Source organism: Nonomuraea sp. NPDC051298, from assembly GCF_055586305.1.
Window position 1 is genome coordinate 274,883 of the sequence record NZ_JBVJIM010000009.1, and the last position, 24,765, is coordinate 299,647.

Genomic DNA, 24,765 nt, shown 5'->3' on the forward strand with positions numbered 1-24,765 from the left:
ATTGAACCCTGGGCCATATCCGTCCGCCCTATAGTGGGCGAACACTCGGCAGGTGACGCAGCGAAGCCACACAGCGACAATCCGTACACAATCAGGAGAGCCTCCCCTCATGAGCTCCGGCACCGACCTGGACGAGCACCTCTCGCTGCTACGCAGGCGTTGGCTGCTCCTCGTGGGCTGCGTCGTCGTCGGCGGCACCGCCGGGCTGGCGCTGATGCGGCTCACCCCGGCCGCCTACACCGCCACCACGCAGGTGCTGGTCGTACCGGTGGGCCCGCAGGAGCCGGCCAACCAGGTGACCGGTCGCCAGCGCGAGGCGCTCAACCTCGACACCGAGGCCCAGATCGCGCAGTCGTCCGTGGTCGCGGCGCGGGCGGCCGGGGAGCTGGGCGGCGCCGCGCCCGAGCCGGTCGAGGTGTCCGTGCCGCCCAACTCGGCGGTGTTGTGGATCTCCGTGACCGCCGGCGACCCGGCCGCCGCCGCCACGCAGTCGCGCGCCTACGCCGAGGCGTACCTGGCCAACCGCCGCGAGAGCGCGCTGGTGTCGCTGACCGAGCAGCAGCAGGCCGTGCTGAGCAAGATCAAGCAGGTCAACGCCGGCCTCGACCAGGTGGTCAAACATCTCGGCGGGCTGCCCAAGGGCAGTCCTGAGCACACGATCGCCGCCCAGCGCCAGAGCGTGCTCAACCGGCAGGCAGCCAACCTGGCGCTCAGGTACGACGCCCTGCGCACGGTCGCGGTGACCCCCGGCTCCGTCATCGGCCCTGCCGCCCCGCCCACCGCCCCCAGCTCCCCCAGCCTGTCGCTCTACCTCGGCACCGGGCTCATGGCCGGGCTGCTGGCCGGGTCGGCCGCCGCCTACGCCCGCGACCGGCTCGACACCCGGCTGCGCACGCCCGCCGACGTCGAGCGGCTCACCGGCCTGCCCGTGCTCAGCGACCTGTCCAGCCCGCGCGAGCACGGCGTCCTGCACGAACTGGCCTGCGCCGTGGTCTCCGCCTGCCCCGGCAAGCGGCTGCTGGTCAAGGCGCTGCCCGCCGACCTGTACGCGTCGTCGCTGGCCGAGCCGCTCGCCGTCAGCGCGCCGCTGGTCGTGCTCGACGGCTCCGACGTACGCGACCTGGCCAGGGCCGACGCCGCCGTGCTGCTCGTGGGGCTGGGCCGGGTGAGCGCCGAGGAGGTCACCGCCGTCGTACGCGGGCTCGCCCGGCACGACGTGCCGACCGTCGGCGTGGTGACGGCCACCGACGCGGTGCCGTCGTTCATCCCCCTGCTGGAGCCGCGCACGCACCCCACGCTCGGCAAGCTCGTGGCGACCGGCGAGTTCGACGCCAACGTGTCGGCCGAGACCACGCCCATGCAGGCGTTCCCCCACCCGCGGCGGCCGGGCAAGCCGACGTGACCCGGCCCGCGTGGCCCATCGCCGCGCTGCTGGTGGGCTATCCGGTCTGGTGGGCGCTCGGGTTCGGCGGGCTGTCGGTGATCGTGCTGGCGGTGCCCATGGCGGTGGTGCTGTGGCGGCGGCGGCCGATCCGGGTGCCGCGCGGGTTCGGGCTGTGGGTGCTGCTGCTGGCCGGCTATCTGGTGAGCGCGCTGATGCTGGCGGAGACGCCGCCCGGCACGTACGGCGAGTTCGGGCCCGGCCGGCTGCTCGGCTACGCCATGCGGCTGGCGCTCTACTGCTCGGTGCTGGTCATGGTGCTCTACCTGGGCAACCTCACCGAGCACGAGCTGCCGCAGCTCCGGCTGGTACGCATGCTCGGAGTGCTGTTCGTGACCACGGTCGCGGGCGGGCTGCTCGGCGTGTTCGCGCCCGGGTTCGAGTACACCTCGCCGGTGGAGTTGCTGCTGCCCGAGTGGCTCGGGGAGAACTCGTTCGTCCGCAACCTCATCCACCCGACCGCCGCCCAGACGCAGAAGGTGCTGGGCTTCTCCTCGCCCCGGCCGGAGGCGCCGTACGAGTGGGCCAACGCCTGGGGCAGCAACGCCTCGGTGCTGCTGGTGTGGTTCGTGGTCGGCTGGTGGGCGTACGGCCGGGTGCGCCACCGGGTCTTCGTGGCCGTGGTCGTCGCCCTGGCCGCCATCCCCGTCGTGTACTCGCTCAACCGCGGCCTGTGGATCGGGCTCGGGCTGGCCGTGGTCTACCTGGTCGTGCGGGTGGGCGGGCGTACGCGGGCGGCGCTGTGCGGCGCGGCCGTGGCGGCGGCGCTGGCCTTCACGCTCAGCCCGCTGGCCGCCCTGTTCGCGCAGCGCCTGGACAGGCCGCACTCCAACGACATCCGCGCCTTCACCGTGAGCGCCACCCTCGCCGCCGCCGGCCACTCGCCGGTGATCGGCTACGGCAACACCCGCAACGCCAGGGGCAACCACCGCTCGATCACCACGGGCCGGACCGAGTGGTGCCAGTCGTGCGGGCATCCGCCGCTGGGCAGCGACGGCCAGCTCTGGCTGCTGATCATCACACAGGGGTTCACGGGCGCGGCGCTCTACGTGGCGTTCTTCCTGGGCGCGATCCGCCGCCACTGGGGCGACCGCAGCCCCATCGGGCTGGCCGGGGTGCTGGTGATGGGGTTCGTGCTGCTCTACATGTTCGTCTACGACGGCCTGGTCACGCCGCTCAGCCTCTATCTCGTCTCGTTCGCCCTCCTGTGGCGCAACGCGTCCCTCCAGGAGAGTCAGCCATGAACGACGCCGCCGTCCGCCTCGGCTACCTCGCCGACACCGTGCGGCTGCTGTATCCCGGCACCGGCTCGCAGCGCGCGTACACGCTGCTGCCGCACGCCGCCGTGCCCCGCAGGCTGGCGCCGCGCCGCTGGTGGCACGTGGGGTCCCAGATGCTGGTGCCGGTCGAGGGGTCGATCACGGCGTACCTGAGCGAGGTCTTCGAGCGGCAGGTCGAGACCGTCCTGCACGTGCGGCCGGCGCTGCGGGCCAACCGCAAGCCGGTCCTGGAGGTCCGGGCGGGCGGGCGGCGGCTGGCGTTCGTGAAGATCGGAGACAGCGAGCGGGCGCGCGAGCTGATCAACCGCGAGGCGGCGGCCCTGTGCCGGCTGGCCGGGCTCTCCCTGGAGACGGTCGTGGCCCCGTCCGTGCTGCACCACGGCGACTGGCGCGGGCTGCCGGTGCTCGCGCTGTCGCCCCTGCCCGTACGGCGACGGAGCGGCCCGCCCGGGACGCTGCTGCTGGACGCGGTCACCGAGATCGCGGGCACCGGCGGCGACCGCCCGGCCTGGCACGGCGACCTGGCCCCGTGGAACGTGTGCCGCGCCCGCGACGGACGCCTGCTCGTCTGGGACTGGGAACGCTACGAGATCGGCGTTCCCTACGGCTTCGACCTCGTGCACCACTTCTTCCACCGGGCGCTGCGCCGGATGAGCCCTCCGCTCGCGGCGCGGGCGTGCGTGGCCCGCTCCGTACGGCTCCTCGCGCCCCTGGGGTTGTCGCCCGCGACGGCCAAGCGGACGGCGCTGCGCTACCTCATCGCCCTGGCCGACCGGCACGCCGCCGACGGCCACGCGCCGCTGGGCCCGCCGGAGTCCTGGCTCAACCCGGCCGTCGACCACGAGGAGCTGCTCACATGAGGGCCATGAAGCGATCGGTGCTGTCGCTGTCGCGGGCCACCGGACGGTTCACGTCGGCGGCACGCGTGCTGCCGACGTTCCTGATCGCCGGCGCGCAGCGGTGCGGCACCACGTCGCTCTACCGCGCGCTGGCCCAGCACCCGCTGCTGCTCAAACCCGTCCTGCACAAGGGCGTGCACTACTTCGACATCGACTACCGGCGCGGCCTGTCCTGGTACCAGGCGCACTTCCCGCTGCGGGTGAGCGTGGCGCTGCTGGCCCACCGGTACGGCACGCGCGCCCAGGCGTACGAATCCTCCCCCTACTACCTGTTCCACCCGCTGGCCGGTGAGCGCATCGCCGCCGACCTGCCGGGCGTCAAGCTGATCGTGCTGGTTCGCGACCCGGTCGAGCGGGCCTCCTCCGCGCACGCCCACGAGCTGGCCAGGGGCTTCGAGACCGAGTCGCACTTCGAGTACGCCCTGGAGCTGGAGTCCCGGCGGCTGGCCGGGGCCGAGGAGCAGATCAGGCAGTCGCCCCACGCGCTGCACCACTCGCACCGCCACCACGGCTACCTGGCCAGGGGCCGCTACGCCGACCAGCTCGACCGGCTGGAGCCGCTGATCGGCCGCGACCGCCTCCTCGTGCTCGACAGCCACCGCTTCTTCGCCGAGCCCGAGACGACCTACGACCGGGTGCTGGACTTCCTGGGGGTGCCGCACCTGGGCTATCCCCTCTTCGAGCGGCACAACCGCCGCCCGCTGCCGCGCCCGGTGCCCCAGGTGCTGGCGCAGGCGTTGCGTGACCACTTCGAGCCGTACGACGCGCGGCTGACGCGCTGGCTGGACGGTGAGCCCTCGTGGCGGCGGTGATCGTCAGGAGGGGGCTGGCGGGGCTGTCGGGGGCGGTCTTCGGGGCGCTGGCGCAGTTTTCCCTGGTGGTGGTGGTGACCAGGGCGTACCCGGCCGCCGAGGCGGGCGCGTTCTTCACCGCGACCGCGCTGGCGCTGATGGCGGCGGGCATCGCCAAACTGGACGCGGGCAACGGGCTGATCTACTTCATCGCCCGCGCCAAGACCTACCACTACCGGGGCATCTCCGGATATGTCAGGGCGGCCCTCGTGCCGTGCGTGGCGGTGGCCGGGGGCGCGGCGGCCGTGCTGTACCCGCGGCTCGGGCCCCTGGCGGGGCTGCTGCCGGTCATGGTGGCCGCCGACGTGCTGCTGGCCGCCACCCGGGGGTTCGGCGCCCTGCGGCCCACGGTGCTGCTGGACGGGGTGCTGCTGCCGGCCGGGCAGCTCCTGCTGGTGGGCGGGGTGGCGCTGGCGGGGTGCGCGGCCTGGTGGCTGCCGCCCGCGTGGGGGGCGGCGTACGTGCCCGTGCTGCTCCTGGCCGCCGCCGGGCTCAGGGGACGGGTGCCGCGCACGCCCTACCTGCCGGGGACCGGGCGCGACCTGTGGCGCCACACCGGGCCGCGCTCGCTCGCGGGGGCGATCCAGGCGGTGTTCCAGCGGGTGGACATCGTGATCGTGGCCGCGCTGGCCGGGCCCGCGCAGGCCGCCGTCTACACCGCCGCCACCCGGTTCAGGGTCGTCGGCCAGCTCGCCAACCAGGGGCTGGCGCAGGCCGTGCAGGCGGGGCTGGTCAGGGCGCTGGCCGACGGGCAGCGGGAGCGGGCCGGGGAGCTGTACCAGGCGGCCACGGTCTGGCTGGTGCTGCTGACCTGGCCGGTGTGGCTGGCGTACGCGTGCCTCGCGCCGTGGGTGCTGCGGGTGTTCGGGCCCTCGTACGGCTCGGCCGCGCCCGTCGCCCTCGTGCTGGCGGGCACGATGATGGTGGCGACCGCCTGCGGCATGGTGGACGTGGTGCTGACGGCCGCCGGGCACACCGGCGCCAGTCTGGCCAACCTGCTGGCCGCCATCGGCTGCACGGTGCTGCTGGACCTGGCGCTCATCCCGTCCCACGGGGCGCTGGGGGCGGTGGCGGGGTGGTCGGGCGGCGTGATCGTCAAGAACCTGCTCCCCCTGTGGCAGCTCCACCGCCGCTACGGCCTGCACCCCTTCGGCCGCCACACGCTCGCCGCGCTGCGCGTACGCGGCCGGGTGGCGGGGTGGTGAGCGAATGACGGTGCTGGTCACGGGGTTGCCCCGGAGCGGGACGAGCTGGACGGGCAAGATGCTGGCCGCCGGGCGCGAGCTGGTCTACGTCAACGAGCCGCTCAACCCGCAGCACCCGCCCGGCCGCTGCCCTGGGGTGCTCGCCGCCCGGGTGACGCACCGGTTCCAGTACATCTGCGAGGACAACTCCCCCACCTGGCTGCCCGCCTTCCGCGACACGGTCGCGCTGCGCTACCGGTGGCTGGCCGAGCTGCGGGCGAACCGCGCCCCGTACGACCTGGCCCGGCTGCTCCGCTATGGCACCGCCTTCACGCTCGGGCGGCTGGCGGGGCGGCGGGCGCTGCTGGACGACCCGTTCGCGGTGCTGAGCGCGGGCTGGTTCGCCGGGCGGCTGGGCTGCCGGGTGATCGCGCTGGTGCGTGACCCGGTGTCGTTCGTGGCGAGCTGGCAGCGGCTGGGGTGGACGGTGTACTTCCACGAGCTGCTGGAGCAGCCGCTGCTGGTCCGCGACCATCCGGAGGTGCTGGAGCTGCGGGCGCTCGTCGGGTCGCAGGACCGGGTGGCCAAGGCGGCGGCGCTGTGGCGGGTGACGCGCTCGATCCTGGGCCGCATGCCGGGCGTCCTGCTCACGCCGTACGAGTCGCTGGCCGCCGACCCCGTCGCCGGGTTCCGTCACCTGTACGCCTACGCGGGCCTGCGCTGGTCGCCGGCCGCCGAGCGCCGCATCGTACGGGCCTGCGGCGGCGGGGCCACCACCGGGGCGGGGTTCGCGTGGTCGGGCCTGTCGCGCACGGCGTACCGGCGGATGGACTCGCGCCGGGCACTGGCGCAGGGCCCCCGCGGGCTCAGCGAGGAGGACGCGGCCCGCGTCCGCGCCCTGACCGGCGCCTGAGCCGCGTCACGAGGCACCCGCCGAGCAGCCGCACGGCGAACGGCAGGTCGTCCACCAGGTAGCGGCGGGCGAGCCGGCCCGGCTCGCAGGCCAGCCTGAACGCCCATTCGAGCCCGGCCCGCCGCATCCAGCCCGGGGCCCTGGCCGTGGTGCCGGCGGCGAAGGCGATGGCCGCCCCGCAGCCCACGAACCACGCCTGCGGCAGCTCCTCGCGCAGGGCCAGGATGAGACGGTCCTGCCGGGGGAAGCCGAGCCCGACGAAGACCAGGCGGGGCCGGGCGGCGACCACCTTCCCGCGTACGCGCGCGGCGCCCTCGGGGGTGTCGTCGAAGCGGTAGGGAGGCGCGTGGACGCCGCAGACGTCCAGGCCCGGGTGGCGGGCGGTCAGCTCGCGGGCGGCCCCCCGCACCACGTCAGGGGGGCCGCCGCCGAGCAGGTAGACGGGCCAGCCCCGCTCGGCGGCCAGCGCGCAGAGCGACCAGATGAGGTCGGCGCCGGTGACCCGCGCGGGCACGGGGGTGCCGAGCAGCCTGGCCGCCCACACCAGCGGCATGCCGTCGGCGACCACGAGGTCGGCCGAGCGGACGAGCGTCCGGAGCGCGGGGTCGGCGTCGGCGGCGCGGCAGATGTCCACGTTCGGCGTGACGACGCGCCCGCCCCTGCCCAGCTCCAGCGCCACCGCCACCCGCCGCACGACGTCGGCCTCGGTGACGGCGTCGACCTCGATCCCGCCCACCGCGACCCGCCCGGCACCGGCCCCCACCGCGAGGCGCTGCCCGGGGAGGCCCTGGCCCTGGCGCTGCTCGGGGAGGCCCCGGCCCTGGTCGGGAAGGCGCTCGCCCTGGTCGGCGGGGTGCTGCTCGGGGAGGCGCTGTGCCGGGATCGGCGCGATCCGGGACGGCGGCGGGACGGCTCCGGGGGTCAAATGCCGTGTCCTCGGCTGTGCAGGGCCGCCTGCACGGTGGGCGCGGAGACGAGCCCCGCCGCCACCGCGAGCGCGATCGCCGCCCTGGGCTCCCCCAGCCGGGCCGACAGCGTCCGCAGGGCCCATCTCGCGGCGGCCCAGCGCTGCCCCAGCGCCGCGTGGCCGAACGCAAGCTGGCCGTAGACCCGCGCCGCGCCGCACGGGTCCACGGCCAGTTCAGGATGCCGGGCGAGCATCCACTCGAGCCCGGCAATGCGGTCGGCCCATCGGGCCGCGTAGTGGGACCCCGCCCAGCGCACCAGCACGAGCGGCCGGTCCACGTGGACGATGGGCCGCCGCTTGGCGGCGCGCAGGGCCAGGTCCCAGTCTTCGTTCTGGCCGCCTGGCGCGCTCTCGTCGGGCCGGAGCACGCCGCGCAGGAACAGGAAGGTCGACGAGTGCACCATCACCATCCGCGAACGCACCAGGTCGGCGGCGGTGACGACGGAAGCCCCCGCCAGACGGGCGACCCTGCTCCGCCCGTGCTCCACCTCGATGGCGCAACTGGCGAACTCCCCGCCGTCGTCCAGCAGGGCGCGTACCTGGGCGGTGAGCTTGCCGGGCAGCCACACGTCGTCGTCGTCGCAGAAGGCGATCAGGTCGGTGTCGAGGGCGGCGATGCCGGTGTTGCGCGCCCCCGGGAGCCCGGGGGTGAGGGTGTTGGGCAGCACGCGTACGCGCCGGTCGGGCACCTCGGGAGCGGCCCCGCCGTCGGAGACCACGACTGCCGCGAGCCTGCCCGCGTAGTCCTGCCCGAGCACGGCCGCCATGGCCTCGCGCAACGGCCCAGGCCGGTCTCCGCGCGTCGGGACGACGACCCCGACCGAAGGCCACCGGCTCACGCCGCGGCCCCTGCGTAGCCGTAGCGCGCCCGGAGAGGCCACGTGAGCGCGTCGACCACCCGCCGGTCGCCGTCGGCCAGGCCCGACCGCCACGAGTCGTCCCGGCGCAGCTCCACCTTTCCCACGTGGAAGCGCATCGGGTTGCCCGAGGCCGTGTGCGAGGGCCCCAGCCGGGCGGTGCGCCCCTCCAGGAAGCCCAGCTCAGGCTCCGGCAGCCCCAGGCGGACCGCCAACGCCTTCAGCGTGGCCCCGGGGTCGGCGAGCAGGTCTTCGTAGCGGACCCGGGTCACGCGCGCTCCCCTGCCCTGCAGGAGCTCCAGGGCGGCGTTCTGCGCCGACCAGTGGACGGCGGTGCGGGCCGGGCTCCAGCGGGTCATCGGCCGCCCGTCCTCGGGCCGGTGCACGGTCCTGGCCCAGGAGTGGGCGACCGCGCGCGGGTCGCGTACGACGTGCACGACGTGCGCGTCGAGCCCGCTCGCCACCAGGCAGCAGGCCAGCGAGGCGTGCTTGCTGGAGTCGATCACCACGGGCGCGTCGGCGGCGTGGTAGAGCCGCCGGTAGGCCCGGGTGTATTCGGCCAGGTCGGGATGGTCGATGCGGGCGATCCTGCGGGTGCGGTCGACCCGGTGCCGCAGGGTCAGCATCCGCTCGGCGAGCCGGCGCGTCCAGCCGCCGAACGCCGTCTTCCCGACCCGCCCCCAGAACGGACAGGCCGGGAAGACGACTCCGCAACCGCAAAGTTCCGCTGCGAGCACCCCTCGCTCCCACAGATGCACCACCTCTCCCAGCGCCACCACACCGGGCAGCTCGCCAAGGAGCCTTTCCAGCAACGTGGTGCCGCTGCGGCCGAGGCCGCCCAGGTAGATCACCTGGGGGACGGTGGTTTCAGTCAAGGGAACAAAGGGCTTTCGCGGGTGTGACGAACACGGAACGCGATGACCCTAGCGCGGAGAGTAATGCCTTGGTAAGGCAAACACTAAAAGATCTACCTCAGCTCGCGTCGATGATCATTCCCGCGCCCACCGTGCCGTTGGTGGCCTCGTCCACCAGGATGAAGCCGCCGGTCAGCCGGTTGCGCGCGTAGTCGTCGACGAACAGCGGCTGGGTGACCCGCAGCGACACCCGGCCGATCTCGTTGAGGCCGAGCCCGGTCGCCTCCTCGTCGCGGTGCAGGGTGTTGACGTCGAGCCGGTAGTGCAGCTCGCGCACCATCGCGCGGGCGGTGCGGGTGGTGTGCTTGATCGTCAGCTTGGTGCGCGGCGTCAGCTTGAGTCCGTCGCCCATCCAGCAGACCATCGCCTCCAGCTCCTGCGCCGCGTTCGGCTGGTTGTTGGGCCGGGCGATCATGTCGCCGCGCGAGATGTCGAGGTCGTCCTCGAAGCGCAGCGTCACCGACATGGGCGGGAACGCCTCCTCCACCGGCCCGTCGAAGGTGTCGATCGAGGCGATCCGCGTGGTCAGGCCCGAGGGCAGGTGCACGACCTCGTCGCCGGGCTTGAGCACGCCGCCCGCCACCTGGCCGGCGTAGCCGCGGTAGTCGTGGAAGGCGGGGTCGGTGGCCCGCTGGGGGCGGATGACGTACTGGACGGGGAAGCGCACGTCGGTCAGGTTGCGGTCGGAGGCGATGTGCACGTTCTCCAGGTGGTGCAGGAGGGACGTGCCGAGGTACCAGGGCATGTTCTCGGAGCGCGAGACCACGTTGTCGCCGTTGAGCGCGGAGATCGGGATGAAGGTGAGGTCGGAGACGTTCAGCTTGGACGCGAACGCCGTGAACTCGTCTCTGATCTCCTCGAAGCGCGCCTGGGAGTAGTCGACCAGGTCCATCTTGTTGACGGCCAACACCAGGTGCGGCACGCGCAGCAGCGACGTCAGGAACGCGTGCCGCCGCGACTGCTCCAGCACGCCCTTGCGGGCGTCGATGAGGATGATCGCCAGATCGGCCGTGGAGGCGCCGGTCACCATGTTTCTGGTGTATTGGATGTGCCCGGGCGTGTCGGCGATGATGAACTTCCGGCGCGGCGTCGCGAAATAGCGGTACGCCACGTCGATCGTGATGCCCTGCTCGCGCTCGGCCCGCAGCCCGTCGGTCAGCAGCGACAGGTCGGTGTATTCGGTGCCGCGGTCGCGCGAGGTGCGCTCGACGGCCTCCAACTGGTCCTCGAAGATCGCTTTGGAGTCGTAGAGCAACCGTCCGATGAGGGTGGACTTGCCGTCGTCGACGCTTCCCGCGGTGGCAAAGCGAAGAATGTCCATCAGATGTGGCCCTTGTCGTCAAACACAGCCGGTCCTCCAGGACGAACCGCGACTGCTACGGACGGGTGCATTTAGAAGTAGCCCTCTCTCTTCCGGTCTTCCATGGCCGCCTCGGACGAGCGGTCGTCGGCCCTGGTGGCCCCGCGCTCGGTGATCCGGGTGGCGGCGATCTCCTCGATGATCTCCTCGACCGTGGCGGCCGTGGACTGGACGGCGCCCGTACAGGTCATGTCGCCCACGGTGCGGTAGCGCACCACCGCCTCGAACAGCGGCTCCTCCTCGCCGCGCGACACCACCTCGGAGTCGGGCAGCAGCATGCCGTCGCGCTCGAACACCTTGCGGGTGTGGGCGAAGTAGATGGAGGGGATCTCGATGCCCTCGCGCCTGATGTAGTCCCAGACGTCGAGCTCGGTCCAGTTGGACAGCGGGAAGACGCGGATGTGCTCGCCCTTGCGGATGCGGGAGTTGTAGAGGTTCCACAGCTCGGGGCGCTGGTTCTTCGGGTCCCACTGCCCGAAGTCGTCGCGGAAGGAGAACACCCGCTCCTTGGCGCGGGCCTTCTCCTCGTCGCGCCTGGCGCCGCCGAACACGGCGTCGAACTGGTGCTCCTCGATCCCGTCGAGCAGGGTGGTGGTCTGCAGGCGGTTGCGCGAGGCGCGCCGCCCGGTCTCCTCGACGACCCGGCCCTGGTCGATGGAGTCCTGCACGCTGGCCACGATCAGCCGGGCGCCCAGCTCGGCCGAGCGCCGGTCGCGGAACTCGATGACCTCGTCGAAGTTGTGCCCCGTGTCGACGTGCATGAGCGGGAACGGGATCGGCGCCGGCCAGAACGCCTTCTCCGCGATGCGGAGCATGACGATCGAGTCTTTGCCCCCGGAGAAGAGCAGACAGGGACGCTCGAACTCGGCCGCCACTTCGCGCATGATGTGGACGGCCTCTGCCTCGAGCACGTCGAGCTGCGACGTCGTATAGTCGCGCTGGAGCATGTGAACTTCCTCCGGCGGGTTCAGCGATGAAGGTCCCGGATGCCGGCGAGCAGTGATGTCGCCAGCTCTGGTAGGGAAACCAGGATATCCGGTAGTGACGGGTCGGCTTGGTTGTAGGTCAGCTCGGAGCCGTCGATCCGGCTCGCGTGCGCCCCGGCGGCCAGCGCCACGGCGACCGGCGCGGCGGAGTCCCATTCGTACTGCCCACCGGCGTGTACGTACGCCTCCACCTCGCCGGTGAGCACCGCCGAGATCTTGGCCCCCGCCGAGCCGATCGGCACGAGGTCGGCCCCCAGCAGGTAGGCCAGCTTCCTGACGAACTCGGGCGGCCTGGTGCGGCTGACGGCGATGCGGAAGCGCCCCTTGTCGTACGCGGGCGGCTTCGGCGGGTCGGCGGTCGTCAGCGTACGGCCCTGGGCGGGCAGCGCCACGGCGCCCGCGCTGAGCCTCCCGCGCTCCCACAGGGCCACGTGCACGGCCCAGTCGGCCCTGCCCTCGTCCGCCGCGCCCGCCTCGGCGCCCTCACGCCGCTCAGAGAACTCCCTGGTGCCGTCGAGCGGGTCGACGATCCACACCCGCTCGGCGCCCAGCCTGCGCGGGTCGAGCCGCTCCTCGCGGGTGGCCTCCTCCGACAGCACGCTGTCGCTCGGCCGCAGCCGCGCCAGCGACTCCATGAGGTAGAGGTGAGAGGACCGGTCTCCCTCGGCCCGCAGCGCCCCCGGGTCGTCGAACCCCAGGCGCTCGCGAACCCGCAGCAGCCTCTCACCGGCCTCGGTCGCCAGATCGGCGGCCAGGGCGTGGTCGTCGCGAATCGTCATCAATATGCTCCTTGCCCGCGGGCGACGGCCGACCAAGTCTTCCACAGGATCTGGAGATCCAGGGTGAGGGACCAATTCTCCACGTAACGCAGGTCGAGGCGCACGGATTCCTCCCACGATAGGTCAGATCTCCCGCTGACCTGCCACAGCCCGGTCAGCCCTGGGCGTACGAGGAGCCTCCGGCGCACGTCGTCGCCGTAGCGGGCGACCTCCTCCGGCAGCGGCGGCCGGGGGCCCACGAGCGACATGTGGCCCAGGATGACGTTGATGAGCTGCGGCAGCTCGTCGAGCGAGTGGCGGCGCATCAGCGTGCCGAGCGGCGTGACCCGTGGATCGTTCCGAATCTTGAACAGCACGCCGTCGCGGTCGCTGACGAGGGTGATCTTCTGCTGCTCGGAACCGCGCCGCATCGTGCGGAACTTCACGATCGTGAACACCTCGCCGTCCCTGCCCACCCGGGTCTGACGGAACAGCGCCGGCCCCGGGCTCGTCGCGCGTACGGCCACCGCCAGCCCTGCCAGCAGGGGCGCCAGCAGCACCAGCAGCGTGGCGGCCACCAGGCGGTCGAAGACGTTCTTCACGAACTGCCGGATCCCGGCCAGCTCGGGATGCTCGACGTGCAGCAGCGGCATCCCGGCGACCGGCCTGATCGTGGTGCGCGGCCCGGCCACGTCCATCAGCGCGGGTGCGACGACCAGCTCGGTGTGGCTGCGCTCCAGCCGCCAGGCCAGCCGGCGCAGCGCCTGCCCGTCCATCTCGGGGCAGGCCAGCACGGCCACCGTGTCGGCGTCGTGCTGCTCCACCGCGATGGGCACGTCGCTGAGGTCGCCCGCGACCGGGACGTCGGCCACCCGCTGCCCGGGGTGCCCGCCGGGCAGGCAGGCGGCCACGACGTCCATGCCGTGGTGGCGTTCGCGGTGGAAGAGGCGGACCAGCTCGGAGATCGAGGCCGCGTGCCCGACCGCCACGACCCTGCGCATGCAGGCGCCCGCGGCCCTGCGGCGGTGCAGGGAGCGGCGCAGGGCGTATCTGAGGACGAGGGAGAAGAACGTGACGAGCGGCAGCGCCAGCACGACGTAGCCCCTGGCGACGTCGGTCTTGGTCACGTAGGAGCCGATGGCGGTGCCCGCGGTCAGCGCCACACCGGCCTGCACGACCCGGCGGAACTCCTCGGAGCCGACGCCGAGCATGCGCGGCTCGTACGCGCGGGCGACCGCCACCGCGCAGCACCACACCACCGGCAGCACCAGGCTGACCAGCAGGTACGGCAGCACGTAGGGGGTGAGCCCGCCGAACCTGACCGAGAACGCGGTGGCCGCCCCGATGCCCGCCCCGCACAGATCGCCCAGCACCGCGCATATCCGATAGGAGCGCACCCAGGAGGGCGTGCGCGGTTTGGCCCCCCAGCCGACCCCATGACCGGTCCTCGCGAAAGCCATGAGGCCTTCACCGCGCACGCATGCCTCCAGGTGTGACCACTCCTGAACGGACAGTCACAGATGCTAGCGGCGCGTACGCCCGGCAACCGGCGAACGACCCAATGTGGTGATCAGCGTGGAGGGCCGGAAATGTGCAGATCAGCCCGGTGGAAGTCGTTCTGGGTGGCCTCCAGGCCGCGGGCCATCAGCGACTCGACGACGTCGGCGGCCCGGTCGACGAGGAAGGGCAGGTCTTTGCGCTCGACGGTGGCGAAGTCGCGCAGCACGAAGGAGGCCGGGTCCATGCGGCCGGGCGGTCGCCCGATGCCGAACCGTACGCGCAGGTAGTCGCGGGTGCCGAGGACCTTGGTGATCGACTTGAGCCCGTTGTGGCCGTTGTCGCCGCCCCCGAGCTTGGCGCGCAGCGCGCCGTAGGGCACGTCGAGCTCGTCGTGGACGACGATCAGCCGCTCCGGCCCGATCTTGTAGAAGTCGGCGAGCGCCTTCACGGGCCCGCCGGAGAGGTTCATGAACGTCAGGGGCTTGGCCAGGACGGCGGCACGCGTCTCGCACACCTCGGCCCTGCTCTTGTGGGCCTTGAACCGCCCGCCCGCCCTGGCGGCCAGCTCGTCGAGCACCATGAAGCCCGCGTTGTGCCGGTTGCCCGCGTAGTCGGGCCCCGGGTTGCCCAGTCCGGCGATCAGCCAGCGATCCATGCGACCCCCTTACGCGGAACGGGACGGCTCGATGCCGGCCGCCCCGTTCACGAGTGAACCCGTCGCCTACTCGGCGGCCGGAGCCTCCGCGCCCTCGGCCGCGGGCGCCTCGGCGGCCTCGGCGGCCTCAGGAGCCTCCTCGACGACCTCGACCGGCTTGCCGATGACCTGCAGGATCACGGCCTCGGGGTCGGCGGCCAGCGTGGCGCCCTTCGGCAGCAGGAGCTGCGCGGCGGTGACCGAGGTGCCGACCTCCAGGCCGTCGACGTCGACCTCGACGCCGCTCGGGATGTGGGTGGCCTCGGCCTCCACGGCGACCGTGACGAGCTGCAGGTCGAGCAGGCCGTCGGAGTGGACGTCGCCGACCGTGGTGACCGGGATCTCGACCGTGACCTTCTCGCCGCGCTTGACCAGGAGCAGGTCGACGTGCTCGACGAAGCCCTTGATCGGGTCACGCTGAACGCCCTTGGGCAGCGCCAGCTCGTCGACGCCCTCGCCCTTGAGGCGGATCAGCACGTTGGGGGTGCGCAGCGCGAGCAGCACCTCGTGGCCGGGCAGCGTCAGGTGCTTGGGGTCGATGCCGTGCCCGTAGAGGACGGCGGGCACCTTGTCGTCGCGGCGGATCTTGCGAGCGGCGCCCTTGCCGAACGTGGTGCGCGGCTCGGCGGCGATACGTACTTCGGACACGACATCTCCTAGGGATGCTCGGGACGGATTGTCGAACGCTCACCCTCACCCGCCCTAGCGGAAGGCGTTACGAGCGCAACCCCACTATCCTACTGGGCTCAGGTGTCACCCTCGAACAGGCTCGTGACCGAGCCGTCCTGGAAGATCTCGGTGATCGCGCGGGCGATGAGCGGCGCGATGGACAGCACGGTGAGCTTGTCGAACCTGTTGGCCGTCGACAGCGGCAGCGTGTTGGTGACGATGACCTCGGAGATCCGGGAGTTCTTCAGCCGGTCGACCGCGGGGTCGGAGAAGACCGCGTGGGTGGCGGCGGTGATCACGTTGGTGGCGCCCTGCTCGTAGAGCGCGTCGGCGGCCTTGCAGATCGTGCCCGCGGTGTCGATCATGTCGTCGATCACCACGCAGGTGCGCCCGCGTACGCGTCCGACGACCTCGTTGACCTTCACCTGGTTGGCCACGTCGAGGTCGCGGCGCTTGTGGATGAACGCCATCGGCGTGCCCAGCGTGTCGGCCCAGCGCTCCGACAGGCGCACCCGGCCGGTGTCGGGCGAGACGACCGTGGTGTGCTCCAGGTCGAGCTTGTTCTTGAGGTAGCTCTCCAGCACCGGCATGGCGAACAGGTGGTCGACCGGGCCGTCGAAGAAGCCCTGGATCTGGGAGGTGTGCAGGTCGATCGACATGAGCCGGTCGGCGCCCGCGGTCTTGAACATGTCGGCCATCAGCCGGGCCGTGATGGGCTCGCGCCCGCGGCCCTTCTTGTCCTGGCGCGCGTAGCCGAAGAACGGCATGACCACGGTGATGCGCTTGGCGGAGGCCCGCTTGAGCGCGTCGACCATGATGAGCTGTTCCATGATCCACTTGTTGATGGGCCCGGTGTGGCTCTGGATGACGAAGGCGTCACAGCCGCGTACGGACTCCAGGTAGCGGGCGTAGATCTCGCCGTTGGCGAAGTCGATGAGCCTGGTGGGGGTGAGGGAGACGCCGACGTGCTGGGCGACCTCCTCGGCCAGCTCCGGATAGGCCCGCCCGGAGAAGAGCATGAGGTTCTTCTCGCCGGGCTGCTTGATGCTGGTCACTGCTTCTTCTCCTGCTGCTCTTGCCCGGCCAGCGCCCGCTCGGCGGCCGCGGCCGACTTCGTGCCCGCGCGCCTGCGCAAGACCCATTTCTCGATGTTGCGCTGCCGCGCGCGCGCCACACCCATGGCGCCGGGGGGTACGTCGTCGACGATCACCGAACCGGCCGCCGTGTAGGCGCCGTCGTTGACGGTCACCGGGGCGACGAGCATGGTGTCGCAACCGACGAACACGCCGTCGCCCAGGGTGGTGCGGTGCTTGTCGACCCCGTCGTAGTTCACGAAGACGGTGGAGGCGCCGATGTTGACGTCGGCGCCGATGGTGGCGTCGCCCGCGTAGGACAGGTGCGGCACCTTGGAGCGCTCGCCGACCGTGGTGTTCTTCATCTCGACGAACGTGCCCGCCTTCGACCTGCGGCCCAGCACGGTGCCCGGGCGCAGGTAGGCGTAGGGGCCCACGTTGGCCTCCGGGCCGACCTCGGCCTGGTCGCACACGGCGTTGCGCACCACGGCGCCCTCGCCGACGAAGGTGTCGGTCAGGGTGGTGGCGGGGCCGACCTCGGCCCCCGCCTCGATCACGGTGGCGCCGCGGAGCTGGGTGCCCGGGTGGACGACCGCGTCGGGCCCGATGCGGACGCCGGCGTCGATCCAGGTGCTGGCCGGGTCGATGATCGTGACGCCGGCGCGCATGTGCTCCTCCAGCAGGCGCTGGTTGAGCACCTTGCGGACGTAGGCGAGCTGCACGCGGTCGTTGACGCCCTCGACCTCGGCGTAGTCGGCGGCCACGAAGGCGCCGACCCGGTGGCCGTCGCGGCGCAGGATGGCCAGGACGTCGGTGAGGTATTCCTCGCCCTGGGCGTTGTCGGTGGACACGCGCTTGACGGCGTCGGCCAGCAGCAGGCCGTCGAAGGCGTAGATGCCGGAGTTCATCTCCTTGATGGCGCGCTGACCGGGGTCGGCGTCCTTGTGCTCGACGATCTCCAGCACGGCGCCGGCCTCGTCGCGGACGATCCGGCCGTAGCCGGTCGGGTCGGGCACCTCGGCGGTCAGCACGGTGACCGCGTTGCCCTCCGCGGCGTGCCGGTCGAGCAGCTCGGCCATGGTCTTGGCGCGCAGCAGCGGCACGTCGCCGTAGGTGACCAGGACCGTGCCGGAGATCGTGCCGACCTCTTCGAGCACCGTACGCACGGCGTGGCCGGTGCCGCGCTGCTCGCGCTGGACGACGGCGCGCGCGTCGGGGCTGGTGGCGGCGAGGTGGCCGCCGACCCGTTCGAGCGCGTGACCGATGACGACGATGAGCTGCTCGGGACCGAGGTCGCGGGCGGCGGCGAGCATGTGGTCGACCAGCGCGCGGCCGCACACCTCATGGAGGACTTTCGGGGTCTGGCTCTTCATCCTGGTGCCCTCGCCCGCGGCGAGGACGATGACGGCTGCCGGGCGCGGCACACTCACGGACTGAGGCTCCCTGTGTCTGGACGGATCAGGGCTATCGGCACGTCAACCGCGCCGCTCTGCGGTGGGTCGCGTTCAGCGAACCGCCACAGCCTGCATATCGCAGCCATGGTGGTCCGCGTTCAGCGGGCCGCCACAGCTTGCACGAAGTGCAGCTACCCTCCCGACACCGTGAGGATACCTGGCCCCGCCCCGGACGTTCTCCAGGGGAGGCACATCAAAGCTCCCGGAAGAGGACTCGAACCCCTACAAAGTGGACCAAAACCACTTGTCCTGCCGATTAGACGATCCGGGACAGATCGGACACGTGCGTCCGACGCCCCTCTACGATACCGACCCCGCACCCGGACGCGCGCCCGTATTAGCCGTCACCGTGTCCCGCCGCGCCCCCTCGCGTCGCCCACGTAACAGACCCGCCGAAAGGGCGCAAGACACAAATCCCACCCACCTCGCGCCGCGCACCCTCACGTTTTGCACATTCACGGCTTAGGTCTTCCTTACTTACGCTAGCGTAGGTTACGGTTGCGTAGACCGGACATTCATCCTCATACATGTCGTTGGAGGTCGCCAATGACCGTTGTCGCCGAGCGTTCCGCATCCGCCCCGAAGCCCGAGTTCGAGCCTGAGCCGAAGACCAAGTCCGAGCTGATCACCTTCGGCCTGGTGGTCGGGCTGCCGCTCGTCGCGATCGCGGCGGCCGTGCCGCTCGCGTGGGGATGGGGGCTCGGCTGGACGGACATCGCCATCGCCCTCGTCTTCTACGTGGTCTCCGGGCTGGGCGTCACCGTCGGCCTGCACCGCTACTTCACGCACGGCTCCTTCAAGGCCAAGCGGCCACTCAAGATCGCCATGGGCATCGCGGGCACCCTGTCGCTGGAGATGTCCGTACTGGACTGGGTGGCCACGCACCGCAAGCACCACAAGTTCTCCGACAAGGAGGGCGACCCGCACTCGCCGTGGCGCTTCGGCCCCGGCTTCAAGAACATGGCCAAGGGCCTGCTCTACGCCCACATGGGCTGGCTGTTCGAGAGCGAGCGCACCAACAGGGAGAAGTACGCCCCCGACCTGTGCAAGGACCCCGACGTGCTGAAGCTGCACAAGTGGTTCGGCCCCATCGCGCTCACCTCGATCCTGCTGCCCGGCGTGCTGGGCCTGCTGCTCACCTGGTCCTGGCAGGGCGGGCTGACCGCGCTGTTCTGGGGCTCACTCGTCCGCATCGGGCTGCTGCACCACGTGACCTGGTCGATCAACTCGATCTGCCACGTCTTCGGCGAGGAGGACTTCCAGGTCCGCGACAAGTCGCGCAACGTGTGGTGGCTGGCCATCCCCTCCTTCGGCGAGTCGTGGCACAACCTGCACCACTCCGACCCGACCTGCGCCAGGCACGGCGCGCTGAAGGGCCAGATCGACCTCAGCGCCGGCCTCATCCGGATCTTCGAGAAGCTGGGCTGGGTGTACGACGTCCGATGGCCGACACCCGAGCGCCTGGCGGCGAAGCGCATTGCCTGATGCCGATCAGCCGGTGAGCGGCGGCGCAGCCGTGGCCGTCATTATGGAGACCGTGACCGAACCCCAATCCCGCAGACGCATGTCCGGTGCAGAGCGAAGAGAGCAGTTGGTCCGCATCAGCCGCGCTCTCTTCGCGGAGAAGGGCTTCGACGGCACCTCCATCGAGGAGATCGCAGCTACCGCACAGGTGTCGAAACCCGTGGTGTACGAGCACTTCGGCGGCAAGGAAGGCGTCTACGCGGTCGTCGTCGACCGGGAGATGCAGAAGCTGCTCGGCATGATCACCGACGGCCTCGCCGCCGCCCACTCCCTGGTCAAGCTGGAGCGGGCCGCGCTGGGCCTGCTGCGCTACATCGAGGAGAGCAGCGAGGGCTTCCGCATCCTGATCCGCGACTCGCACGCCGCCTCGGGCACCGGCACCTTCGCGAGCCTGATCAGCGAGATCGCCAGCCAGGTCGAGGACGTCCTGGCCGACGAGTTCGCGGCCCGCGGCTACGACCCCAAGTTCGCGCCGATGTACGCCCAGATGCTGGTCGGTATGGTCGCGCTGACCGGCCAGTGGTGGCTCGACGTCCGCAAGCCGGGCCGCGAGGAGGTCGCGGCCCACCTGGTCAACCTGGCCTGGAACGGGTTGACCGGGCTCGATCCGAACCCGGCGCTCACCACCAGGACCCGCGGCGCCGCCGCGGCCAAGCCGCGCGCCACCAGCGAGAAAGAACTGCGCGAGTTCGAGAAGGCCCGCGAGAGGGAGCTGAAGGAGGCCGAGAAGTTCCGCCAGCGGGAGCTGAAAGAGGCCGAGAAGGCCCGGGTACGCGAGCTGAAGGAGCGCGAGCGCCTGCTGAAGGAGGCGGAGAAGGCCCACGAGCGCGAGGAGAAGATCCGCCAGCGGGAGGCCAAGCTGGCCGAGCGGGCCGCCCGTCTCGAACAGGTAGATCACCCTGAGTGAACCCTTGAACCCGCCGGGTCTCCGGGGCGACGATTGTGTTGCGCAGGACTGACCTTTAGGGGTGAGTCATTGCTGCGACGTTAACGTTCTGTTCAACCAAACGGGGCAATATACGCCATATGTCCGCGGAACCGTTCGAGCCTGCCAACGACCTGCCCCTCCCACAGGAGCGGTTTCTCAATCGCGAAGAAAGCTGGCTCCAGTTCAACGAACGCGTGCTCGAACTGGCCGAGGATCCCTCGCTCCCGCTGCTCGAACGGGTGCGCTTCCTGGCCATCTTCGCCAGCAACCTGGACGAGTTCTTCCGGGTCCGGGTGGCCGGGCTCAAGCGGCGGATGGCGACGGGCCTGCTGCTGCGTACCAAGAGCGGGCTGAAGCCGCGCGAAGAGCTGATCAGGATCACCACGATCGCCGAGGAGCTGGCCAGGCGGCACGCGGCGGCCTTCCACCAGCAGATCTCCCCGCAGCTCGCCGCCGAGGGCATCGAGATCGTCCGGTGGGACGACCTGGGCCGCGAGGAGCGTACGGAGCTGCGCAAGCTGTTCAGGGAGCGGATCAGGCCGGTGCTCACGCCGCTGGCCGTGGACCCCGCCCACCCGTTTCCGTACATCTCCGGGCTCAGCCTGAACCTGGCCGTCCTGGTGCGTAATCCGGCGACCGATCACACGGTGTTCGCCCGGGTCAAGGTTCCCTCGCAGTTGCCCAGGTTCGTCCAGGCGTCCAAGGACCGGTTCGTACCGCTCGAGGACGTCATCGCCGCTCATCTCGGGCAGCTCTTCAAGGGCATGGAGATCCTCCAGCACCACGCCTTCCGCGTCACCAGGAACGAGGACCTCGACGTCGACGAGGACGTCACAGAGAACCTCATGCAGGCCCTGGAGAAAGAACTGCTCAAGCGGCGGTTCGGCCCTCCCGTGCGGCTGGAGGTCGAGGACACGATCACGCCCGAGGTGCTGGCCCCGCTCGTGGAGGAGCTGGAGCTGGACCCGCACGAGATCTACCGCCTGACGGGGCCGCTCGACCTGACCGGCCTGCACGCCATCGCCGACCTCGACAGGGGCGAGCTGAGCTACCGGCCGTTCGTGCCCGCCGAGGTGATCAACGCCGACGACGACCTCTTCTCGACCCTGCGCGAGCGCGACGTGCTGCTGCACCACCCGTACGACTCGTTCGCCACGAGCGTGCAGCACTTCATCGAGGTGGCCGCGGCCGACCCCCGGGTGCTGGCGATCAAACAGACCCTCTACCGCACCAGCGGCGAGTCCCCCATCGTGAACGCGCTGATCGACGCGGCCGAGGCGGGCAAGCAGGTCGTCGTGGTCGTGGAGATCAAGGCCCGCTTCGACGAGCACGCGAACATCTCCTGGGCCCGCAAGCTGGAGCGCGCCGGCTGCCACGTCGTCTACGGCGTGGTGGGCCTGAAGACCCACTGCAAGCTGGCCCTCGTCGTACGCCAGGAGCCCTCGGGCGAGCTGCGCCGCTACTGCCACATCGGCACCGGCAACTACAACCCGAAGACCGCCCGCCAGTACGAGGACTTCGGCCTGCTCACGGCCGACCCCCTGGTCGGCGAGGACGTGACCGACCTGTTCATCCACCTGACCGGCTACTCGCACCACTCGGCCTACCGGCGGCTGCTGGTCGCGCCCCACTCCATGCGCAGCGGCCTGGTCGCCAGGATCGAACGGGAGATCGCCCACCAGCAGGCCGGCCGCCCGGCGCGGATCAGGATCAAGACGAACTCGCTGGTCGACGAGCCGATCATCGACGCGCTCTACCGGGCGTCCAGGGCGGGCGTCCCGGTGGACCTGTGGGTGCGCGGCATCTGCATACTGCGTCCGGGGATTCCCGACCTGTCGGAGAACATCCGCGTCCGTTCGATCCTGGGGCGGTTCCTCGAACACTCCCGCGTGTACGAGTTCGGCCTCGGCAGGCGTCCCGAGGTGTGGATCGGCAGCGCCGACCTCATGCGCCGCAACCTCGACCGCCGGGTCGAAGCCCTGGTCAAGGTGACTTCGCAGCAGCACAAGGCGTACCTCATCGAGCTGATGGACCTGGCCATGGCCGAGACCACCAACGCGTGGTGGCTCAACTCCGACGGCACCTGGGCCCGTCACCCCGGCGAGGACCTGCAGAGCCGTCTCATCGGGATGCGCCGCTGGAGGACCGTTGATGACTGACCTGCTCCGGGCCGCCGGAGCCGTGCTCTGGAGGGGCGAGGAGAGCAGCCCCGAGGTTGCCGTCATCCACCGCCCCGACTACGACGACTGGACGTTCCCCAAGGGCAAGCTGAAGTCCGGTGAGCACGTGATCGCCGCCGGACTGCGCGAGGTGCGCGAGGAGACCGGCCTGACCGTGGTGCTCGGCCGCGCGCTGCCGCCCGTCCACTACATGAGCGCCGGGCGGCTCAAGCGGGTGGACTACTGGACGGGGCGGGCGCTCTCCGACGACGGGTTCGAGCCGGGCGAGGAGGTCGACGAGCTGCGCTGGGTGCCGGTGGAGCAGGCCAGGCGGCTGCTGACGTACGAGTGGGACGCGGGGCTGCTGCGGGCCCTGCACGCCGCGCCGCTCGTGACCGTGCCGCTCGTCCTCGTCAGGCACGGCTCGGCCGGCTCCAGGAACGCGTGGTCGGACGACGACGCGGCCCGCCCGCTCGACACCGACGGGGCCTCCCAGGCGGCGAACCTGGCCACCGCGCTGCCCGCCTACCGGCCCGAGTCGCTGGTCAGCTCGCCCAGCGCCCGGTGCGTGCAGACGCTGGAGCCGTACGCGGAGCGGGTCGGGGCCGACATCAGGATCGAGCCGCTGCTCAGCGAGGAGAGCCAGGACCCGCAGAAGACTCCGGCGCTGGTCAGGGGCATCACGCAGCCGGCGGTCGTGTGCAGCCACGGCAAGGTGCTGCCGGCCCTGATCCAGACGCTCAGCGGCACGAACGTGCACCTGCGCAAAGGGGCCTTCTCCGTGCTGCACCGGGTCGGGGACCAGGTCGTCAGCGTCGAGCGCTACCCGGCCTGACGCCGCGGTGCCGGGCGGGGACGTTCACAGCACCTTCGTCACCGCTTTGAGGGTCTTCGTCCAGAGCTTGGGGAACTCGGCGTGGGCGCGGTCGGCGGCGTTGCGTTCGATGCCGATGAGCAGCCCGTAGGTGAAGGTGTCCTCACCGGCCTCGCGGGCGCTCTCCGCCTCCTTGGCCAGCAACTCCTGGGCGACCACGCCGTCCTGGTAGGTGCCCAGCACCTCCTGGATGCCCTCGGCCAGCTTGGCGAGCTTGCCCATGTCGTCTCCGAGGGTGGGCTGGAGCGCCTCCGCGGTGTATCGAGCGCGTTTGGCCGCCTTGCGAACGTCGTGCATGGCCAGCTCGCGGCGGTCGAGGTCGTCGATGGCCTGGGCGAGGTCGTACCTCTTGGTCACCCGGTCCCAGTTGGCCGCGGCGATGGCGCGCAGCCGCTCCTGCGCCGGCTTGGCCGCCGCCCTGCCCAGCGCCGGCGCGGAGGCCAGCCCGTCGAGCGCGTCGAGCAGCGCGTAGTAGCGGTCGCCGCTGAGCGCCTCCTTGATGCGCCCGTACGCCTCTTGTTCGCGTTCGAGCAGGTCTGAGCCGAGCCGGGTCTGAATGGGGCCCGTGACCAGCTCCGGCGCCAAGGTGGCCAGCTCCTTGCCGAACCTGGCCCTGATCACCTCCAGGTCTCGGGCCTCGCCGAGCACGTTGCCGAGCCAGCGCAGCTCGTCCTGGATCTGGTCGGTGTCGAGCACGACGCTCTTGAACGCCTTGAGCGCGCTGCGCAGCCGGCGGGCGGCCACGCGCATCTGGTGCACGGCGTCCTCTTCTGCCCGGCGGACGCGGGGGTCCTGCGACAGGAGGGCCTTGACCTGGCCCGCGACGTAGTCGACGACGATCTCGCCGGTCGTGCCGGGTTGCGTGGGGGCGGTGGGGAGCGGGGCTGGTTCGAGCAGCTTCGCGAGCTTGCTGGCGGCCTCGGAAGGGGTGGCCCCGGCCTTCCTGAGCCGCTTGCCGACCTTGGCCAGCAGCGCCTCGGAGCCGCCTTCGAGCAGCTCGGCCTCGACCTCGCGCCACCGTACGACCTTGGGCTCCTCGCCGTACACGGTGCCCTTGACGCGGTCGTCGGCGATCTCGACCAGCCTGGTCTCACCGTCCTGGAGCAGCGTGACGGTCCTGCGCGTGTCGAGTTCGGCGACCGGGTGCAGCTCGGCGCCGCGGGTGTAGGCACGGACGAGTTCCGCCAGCTCGGCAGGCACGACCTTGGTGCTGTGGGTGAGCGGGTGGGTGATCTCCTGGCGTACGCCCTTGGCCTTGGGGAGCTTCAGGTGCCAGCCGGGATCGGCGCCGCCCCGTCTTCGCCTGAGGGTGACACCTCGGGCGGCCAGCCTCAGGTCGGGCGTGTCGTAGTAGAGGGCCACGAGCTGGTAGCCCTTCGGGCCCACGACATCGGCCAGGCCGCTGAGGTCTGGAATCGCGTATTCCGGAGAGACGTCGAACTTGTCCTCGATCTCGATGCCCACTGCACCTCGCAAGAGT

Annotated in this window: 22 protein-coding genes and 1 tRNA gene; 10 read left to right on the plus strand and 13 right to left on the minus strand. The window is 71.4% G+C overall.

Going from position 1 to position 24,765, the window contains the following annotated elements; all coding sequences use genetic code 11:
- Positions 1-109: 109 nt before the first annotated feature.
- The 6 genes from ACZ6S0_RS26330 to ACZ6S0_RS26355 are packed head-to-tail and all read left to right on the plus strand — an operon-like array spanning position 110 to position 6,568.
- Positions 110-1,402 carry a Wzz/FepE/Etk N-terminal domain-containing protein gene (locus ACZ6S0_RS26330; protein WP_465921973.1) on the plus strand — a complete coding sequence of 431 codons (1,293 nt, stop codon included), beginning with the start codon at positions 110-112 and terminating at the stop codon, positions 1,400-1,402.
- Positions 1,399-2,685: a hypothetical protein gene (locus tag ACZ6S0_RS26335; protein ID WP_465921974.1), complete on the plus strand. Its 1,287-nt coding sequence runs from the start codon at positions 1,399-1,401 to the stop codon at positions 2,683-2,685. The genes ACZ6S0_RS26330 and ACZ6S0_RS26335 overlap by 4 nt, the downstream gene beginning before the upstream one ends.
- A complete protein-coding gene (locus ACZ6S0_RS26340) occupies positions 2,682-3,581 on the plus strand; it encodes a hypothetical protein (RefSeq protein ID WP_465921975.1) in 900 nt (299 codons plus the stop codon). The genes ACZ6S0_RS26335 and ACZ6S0_RS26340 overlap by 4 nt, the downstream gene beginning before the upstream one ends.
- Positions 3,578-4,432, plus strand: a complete 855-nt coding sequence (locus ACZ6S0_RS26345; RefSeq protein WP_465921976.1) for a sulfotransferase — start codon at positions 3,578-3,580, stop codon at positions 4,430-4,432. Before ACZ6S0_RS26340 ends, ACZ6S0_RS26345 begins: the two co-directional genes overlap by 4 nt.
- On the plus strand, positions 4,420-5,676 hold the full coding sequence (locus tag ACZ6S0_RS26350; protein WP_465921977.1) for a lipopolysaccharide biosynthesis protein: 1,257 nt from the start codon (positions 4,420-4,422) through the stop codon (positions 5,674-5,676). The genes ACZ6S0_RS26345 and ACZ6S0_RS26350 overlap by 13 nt, the downstream gene beginning before the upstream one ends.
- A 4-nt stretch (positions 5,677-5,680) precedes the next feature.
- Positions 5,681-6,568, plus strand: coding sequence for a sulfotransferase (locus ACZ6S0_RS26355; RefSeq protein ID WP_465921978.1), 888 nt, complete (start codon positions 5,681-5,683; stop codon positions 6,566-6,568).
- Here ACZ6S0_RS26355 and ACZ6S0_RS26360 read toward each other — a convergent pair.
- The 12 genes from ACZ6S0_RS26360 to ACZ6S0_RS26415 all read right to left on the minus strand — a co-directional run bounded on the left by ACZ6S0_RS26360 (position 6,522) and on the right by ACZ6S0_RS26415 (position 18,071).
- Complete coding sequence (locus ACZ6S0_RS26360; RefSeq protein ID WP_465921979.1) at positions 6,522-7,493, minus strand: WecB/TagA/CpsF family glycosyltransferase; 972 nt, start codon at positions 7,491-7,493, stop codon at positions 6,522-6,524. The two genes, ACZ6S0_RS26355 and ACZ6S0_RS26360, sit on opposite strands and share 47 nt — an antisense overlap.
- On the minus strand, positions 7,490-8,374 hold the full coding sequence (locus ACZ6S0_RS26365; protein ID WP_465921980.1) for a glycosyltransferase family 2 protein: 885 nt from the start codon (positions 8,372-8,374) through the stop codon (positions 7,490-7,492). The genes ACZ6S0_RS26360 and ACZ6S0_RS26365 overlap by 4 nt, the downstream gene beginning before the upstream one ends.
- Positions 8,371-9,267 (minus strand): sulfotransferase family protein, encoded by an 897-nt coding sequence (locus ACZ6S0_RS26370; RefSeq protein WP_465921981.1) that lies wholly within the window; start codon positions 9,265-9,267, stop codon positions 8,371-8,373. The genes ACZ6S0_RS26365 and ACZ6S0_RS26370 overlap by 4 nt, the downstream gene beginning before the upstream one ends.
- Positions 9,268-9,364: 97 nt before the next feature.
- Positions 9,365-10,627 (minus strand): sulfate adenylyltransferase subunit CysN, encoded by a 1,263-nt coding sequence (gene cysN, locus ACZ6S0_RS26375; RefSeq protein WP_465921982.1) that lies wholly within the window; start codon positions 10,625-10,627, stop codon positions 9,365-9,367.
- A gap of 71 nt (positions 10,628-10,698) precedes the next feature.
- Positions 10,699-11,613, minus strand: a complete 915-nt coding sequence (cysD, locus tag ACZ6S0_RS26380; RefSeq protein ID WP_344880564.1) for a sulfate adenylyltransferase subunit CysD — start codon at positions 11,611-11,613, stop codon at positions 10,699-10,701.
- Between the two features lie 20 nt (positions 11,614-11,633).
- Positions 11,634-12,431 (minus strand): 3'(2'),5'-bisphosphate nucleotidase CysQ, encoded by a 798-nt coding sequence (locus ACZ6S0_RS26385; protein ID WP_465921983.1) that lies wholly within the window; start codon positions 12,429-12,431, stop codon positions 11,634-11,636.
- On the minus strand, positions 12,431-13,870 hold the full coding sequence (locus tag ACZ6S0_RS26390; RefSeq protein WP_465921984.1) for a sugar transferase: 1,440 nt from the start codon (positions 13,868-13,870) through the stop codon (positions 12,431-12,433). The genes ACZ6S0_RS26385 and ACZ6S0_RS26390 overlap by 1 nt, the downstream gene beginning before the upstream one ends.
- A 110-nt stretch (positions 13,871-13,980) precedes the next feature.
- Positions 13,981-14,565 carry an aminoacyl-tRNA hydrolase gene (pth, locus tag ACZ6S0_RS26395; protein ID WP_465921985.1) on the minus strand — a complete coding sequence of 195 codons (585 nt, stop codon included), beginning with the start codon at positions 14,563-14,565 and terminating at the stop codon, positions 13,981-13,983.
- Positions 14,566-14,631: 66 nt separating this feature from the next.
- Entirely contained in the window at positions 14,632-15,252 is a 621-nt protein-coding gene (locus ACZ6S0_RS26400) for a 50S ribosomal protein L25/general stress protein Ctc (RefSeq protein WP_465921986.1), read from the minus strand.
- A gap of 98 nt (positions 15,253-15,350) precedes the next feature.
- Positions 15,351-16,328 carry a ribose-phosphate diphosphokinase gene (locus ACZ6S0_RS26405; RefSeq protein WP_465921987.1) on the minus strand — a complete coding sequence of 326 codons (978 nt, stop codon included), beginning with the start codon at positions 16,326-16,328 and terminating at the stop codon, positions 15,351-15,353.
- Complete coding sequence (gene glmU / locus ACZ6S0_RS26410; RefSeq protein WP_465921988.1) at positions 16,325-17,776, minus strand: bifunctional UDP-N-acetylglucosamine diphosphorylase/glucosamine-1-phosphate N-acetyltransferase GlmU; 1,452 nt, start codon at positions 17,774-17,776, stop codon at positions 16,325-16,327. Before glmU ends, ACZ6S0_RS26405 begins: the two co-directional genes overlap by 4 nt.
- A gap of 223 nt (positions 17,777-17,999) precedes the next feature.
- Positions 18,000-18,071, minus strand: a tRNA-Gln gene (locus ACZ6S0_RS26415).
- 275 nt (positions 18,072-18,346) lie between these two features.
- Here ACZ6S0_RS26415 and ACZ6S0_RS26420 point away from each other — a divergent pair.
- The 4 genes from ACZ6S0_RS26420 to ACZ6S0_RS26435 all read left to right on the plus strand — a co-directional run bounded on the left by ACZ6S0_RS26420 (position 18,347) and on the right by ACZ6S0_RS26435 (position 23,246).
- Positions 18,347-19,285, plus strand: a complete 939-nt coding sequence (locus tag ACZ6S0_RS26420) for an acyl-CoA desaturase (RefSeq protein ID WP_465921989.1) — start codon at positions 18,347-18,349, stop codon at positions 19,283-19,285.
- Positions 19,286-19,328: 43 nt separating this feature from the next.
- Positions 19,329-20,231 carry a TetR/AcrR family transcriptional regulator gene (locus tag ACZ6S0_RS26425; protein ID WP_465922058.1) on the plus strand — a complete coding sequence of 301 codons (903 nt, stop codon included), beginning with the start codon at positions 19,329-19,331 and terminating at the stop codon, positions 20,229-20,231.
- A 119-nt stretch (positions 20,232-20,350) separates the two neighbouring features.
- Positions 20,351-22,411, plus strand: coding sequence for an RNA degradosome polyphosphate kinase (locus ACZ6S0_RS26430; RefSeq protein ID WP_465921990.1), 2,061 nt, complete (start codon positions 20,351-20,353; stop codon positions 22,409-22,411).
- Positions 22,404-23,246, plus strand: a complete 843-nt coding sequence (locus tag ACZ6S0_RS26435; RefSeq protein WP_465921991.1) for an NUDIX hydrolase — start codon at positions 22,404-22,406, stop codon at positions 23,244-23,246. Before ACZ6S0_RS26430 ends, ACZ6S0_RS26435 begins: the two co-directional genes overlap by 8 nt.
- 24 nt (positions 23,247-23,270) lie before the next feature.
- Here ACZ6S0_RS26435 and ACZ6S0_RS26440 read toward each other — a convergent pair whose 3' ends face one another.
- Positions 23,271-24,749 carry a CYTH and CHAD domain-containing protein gene (locus ACZ6S0_RS26440; protein ID WP_465921992.1) on the minus strand — a complete coding sequence of 493 codons (1,479 nt, stop codon included), beginning with the start codon at positions 24,747-24,749 and terminating at the stop codon, positions 23,271-23,273.
- Positions 24,750-24,765: the final 16 nt, after the last annotated feature.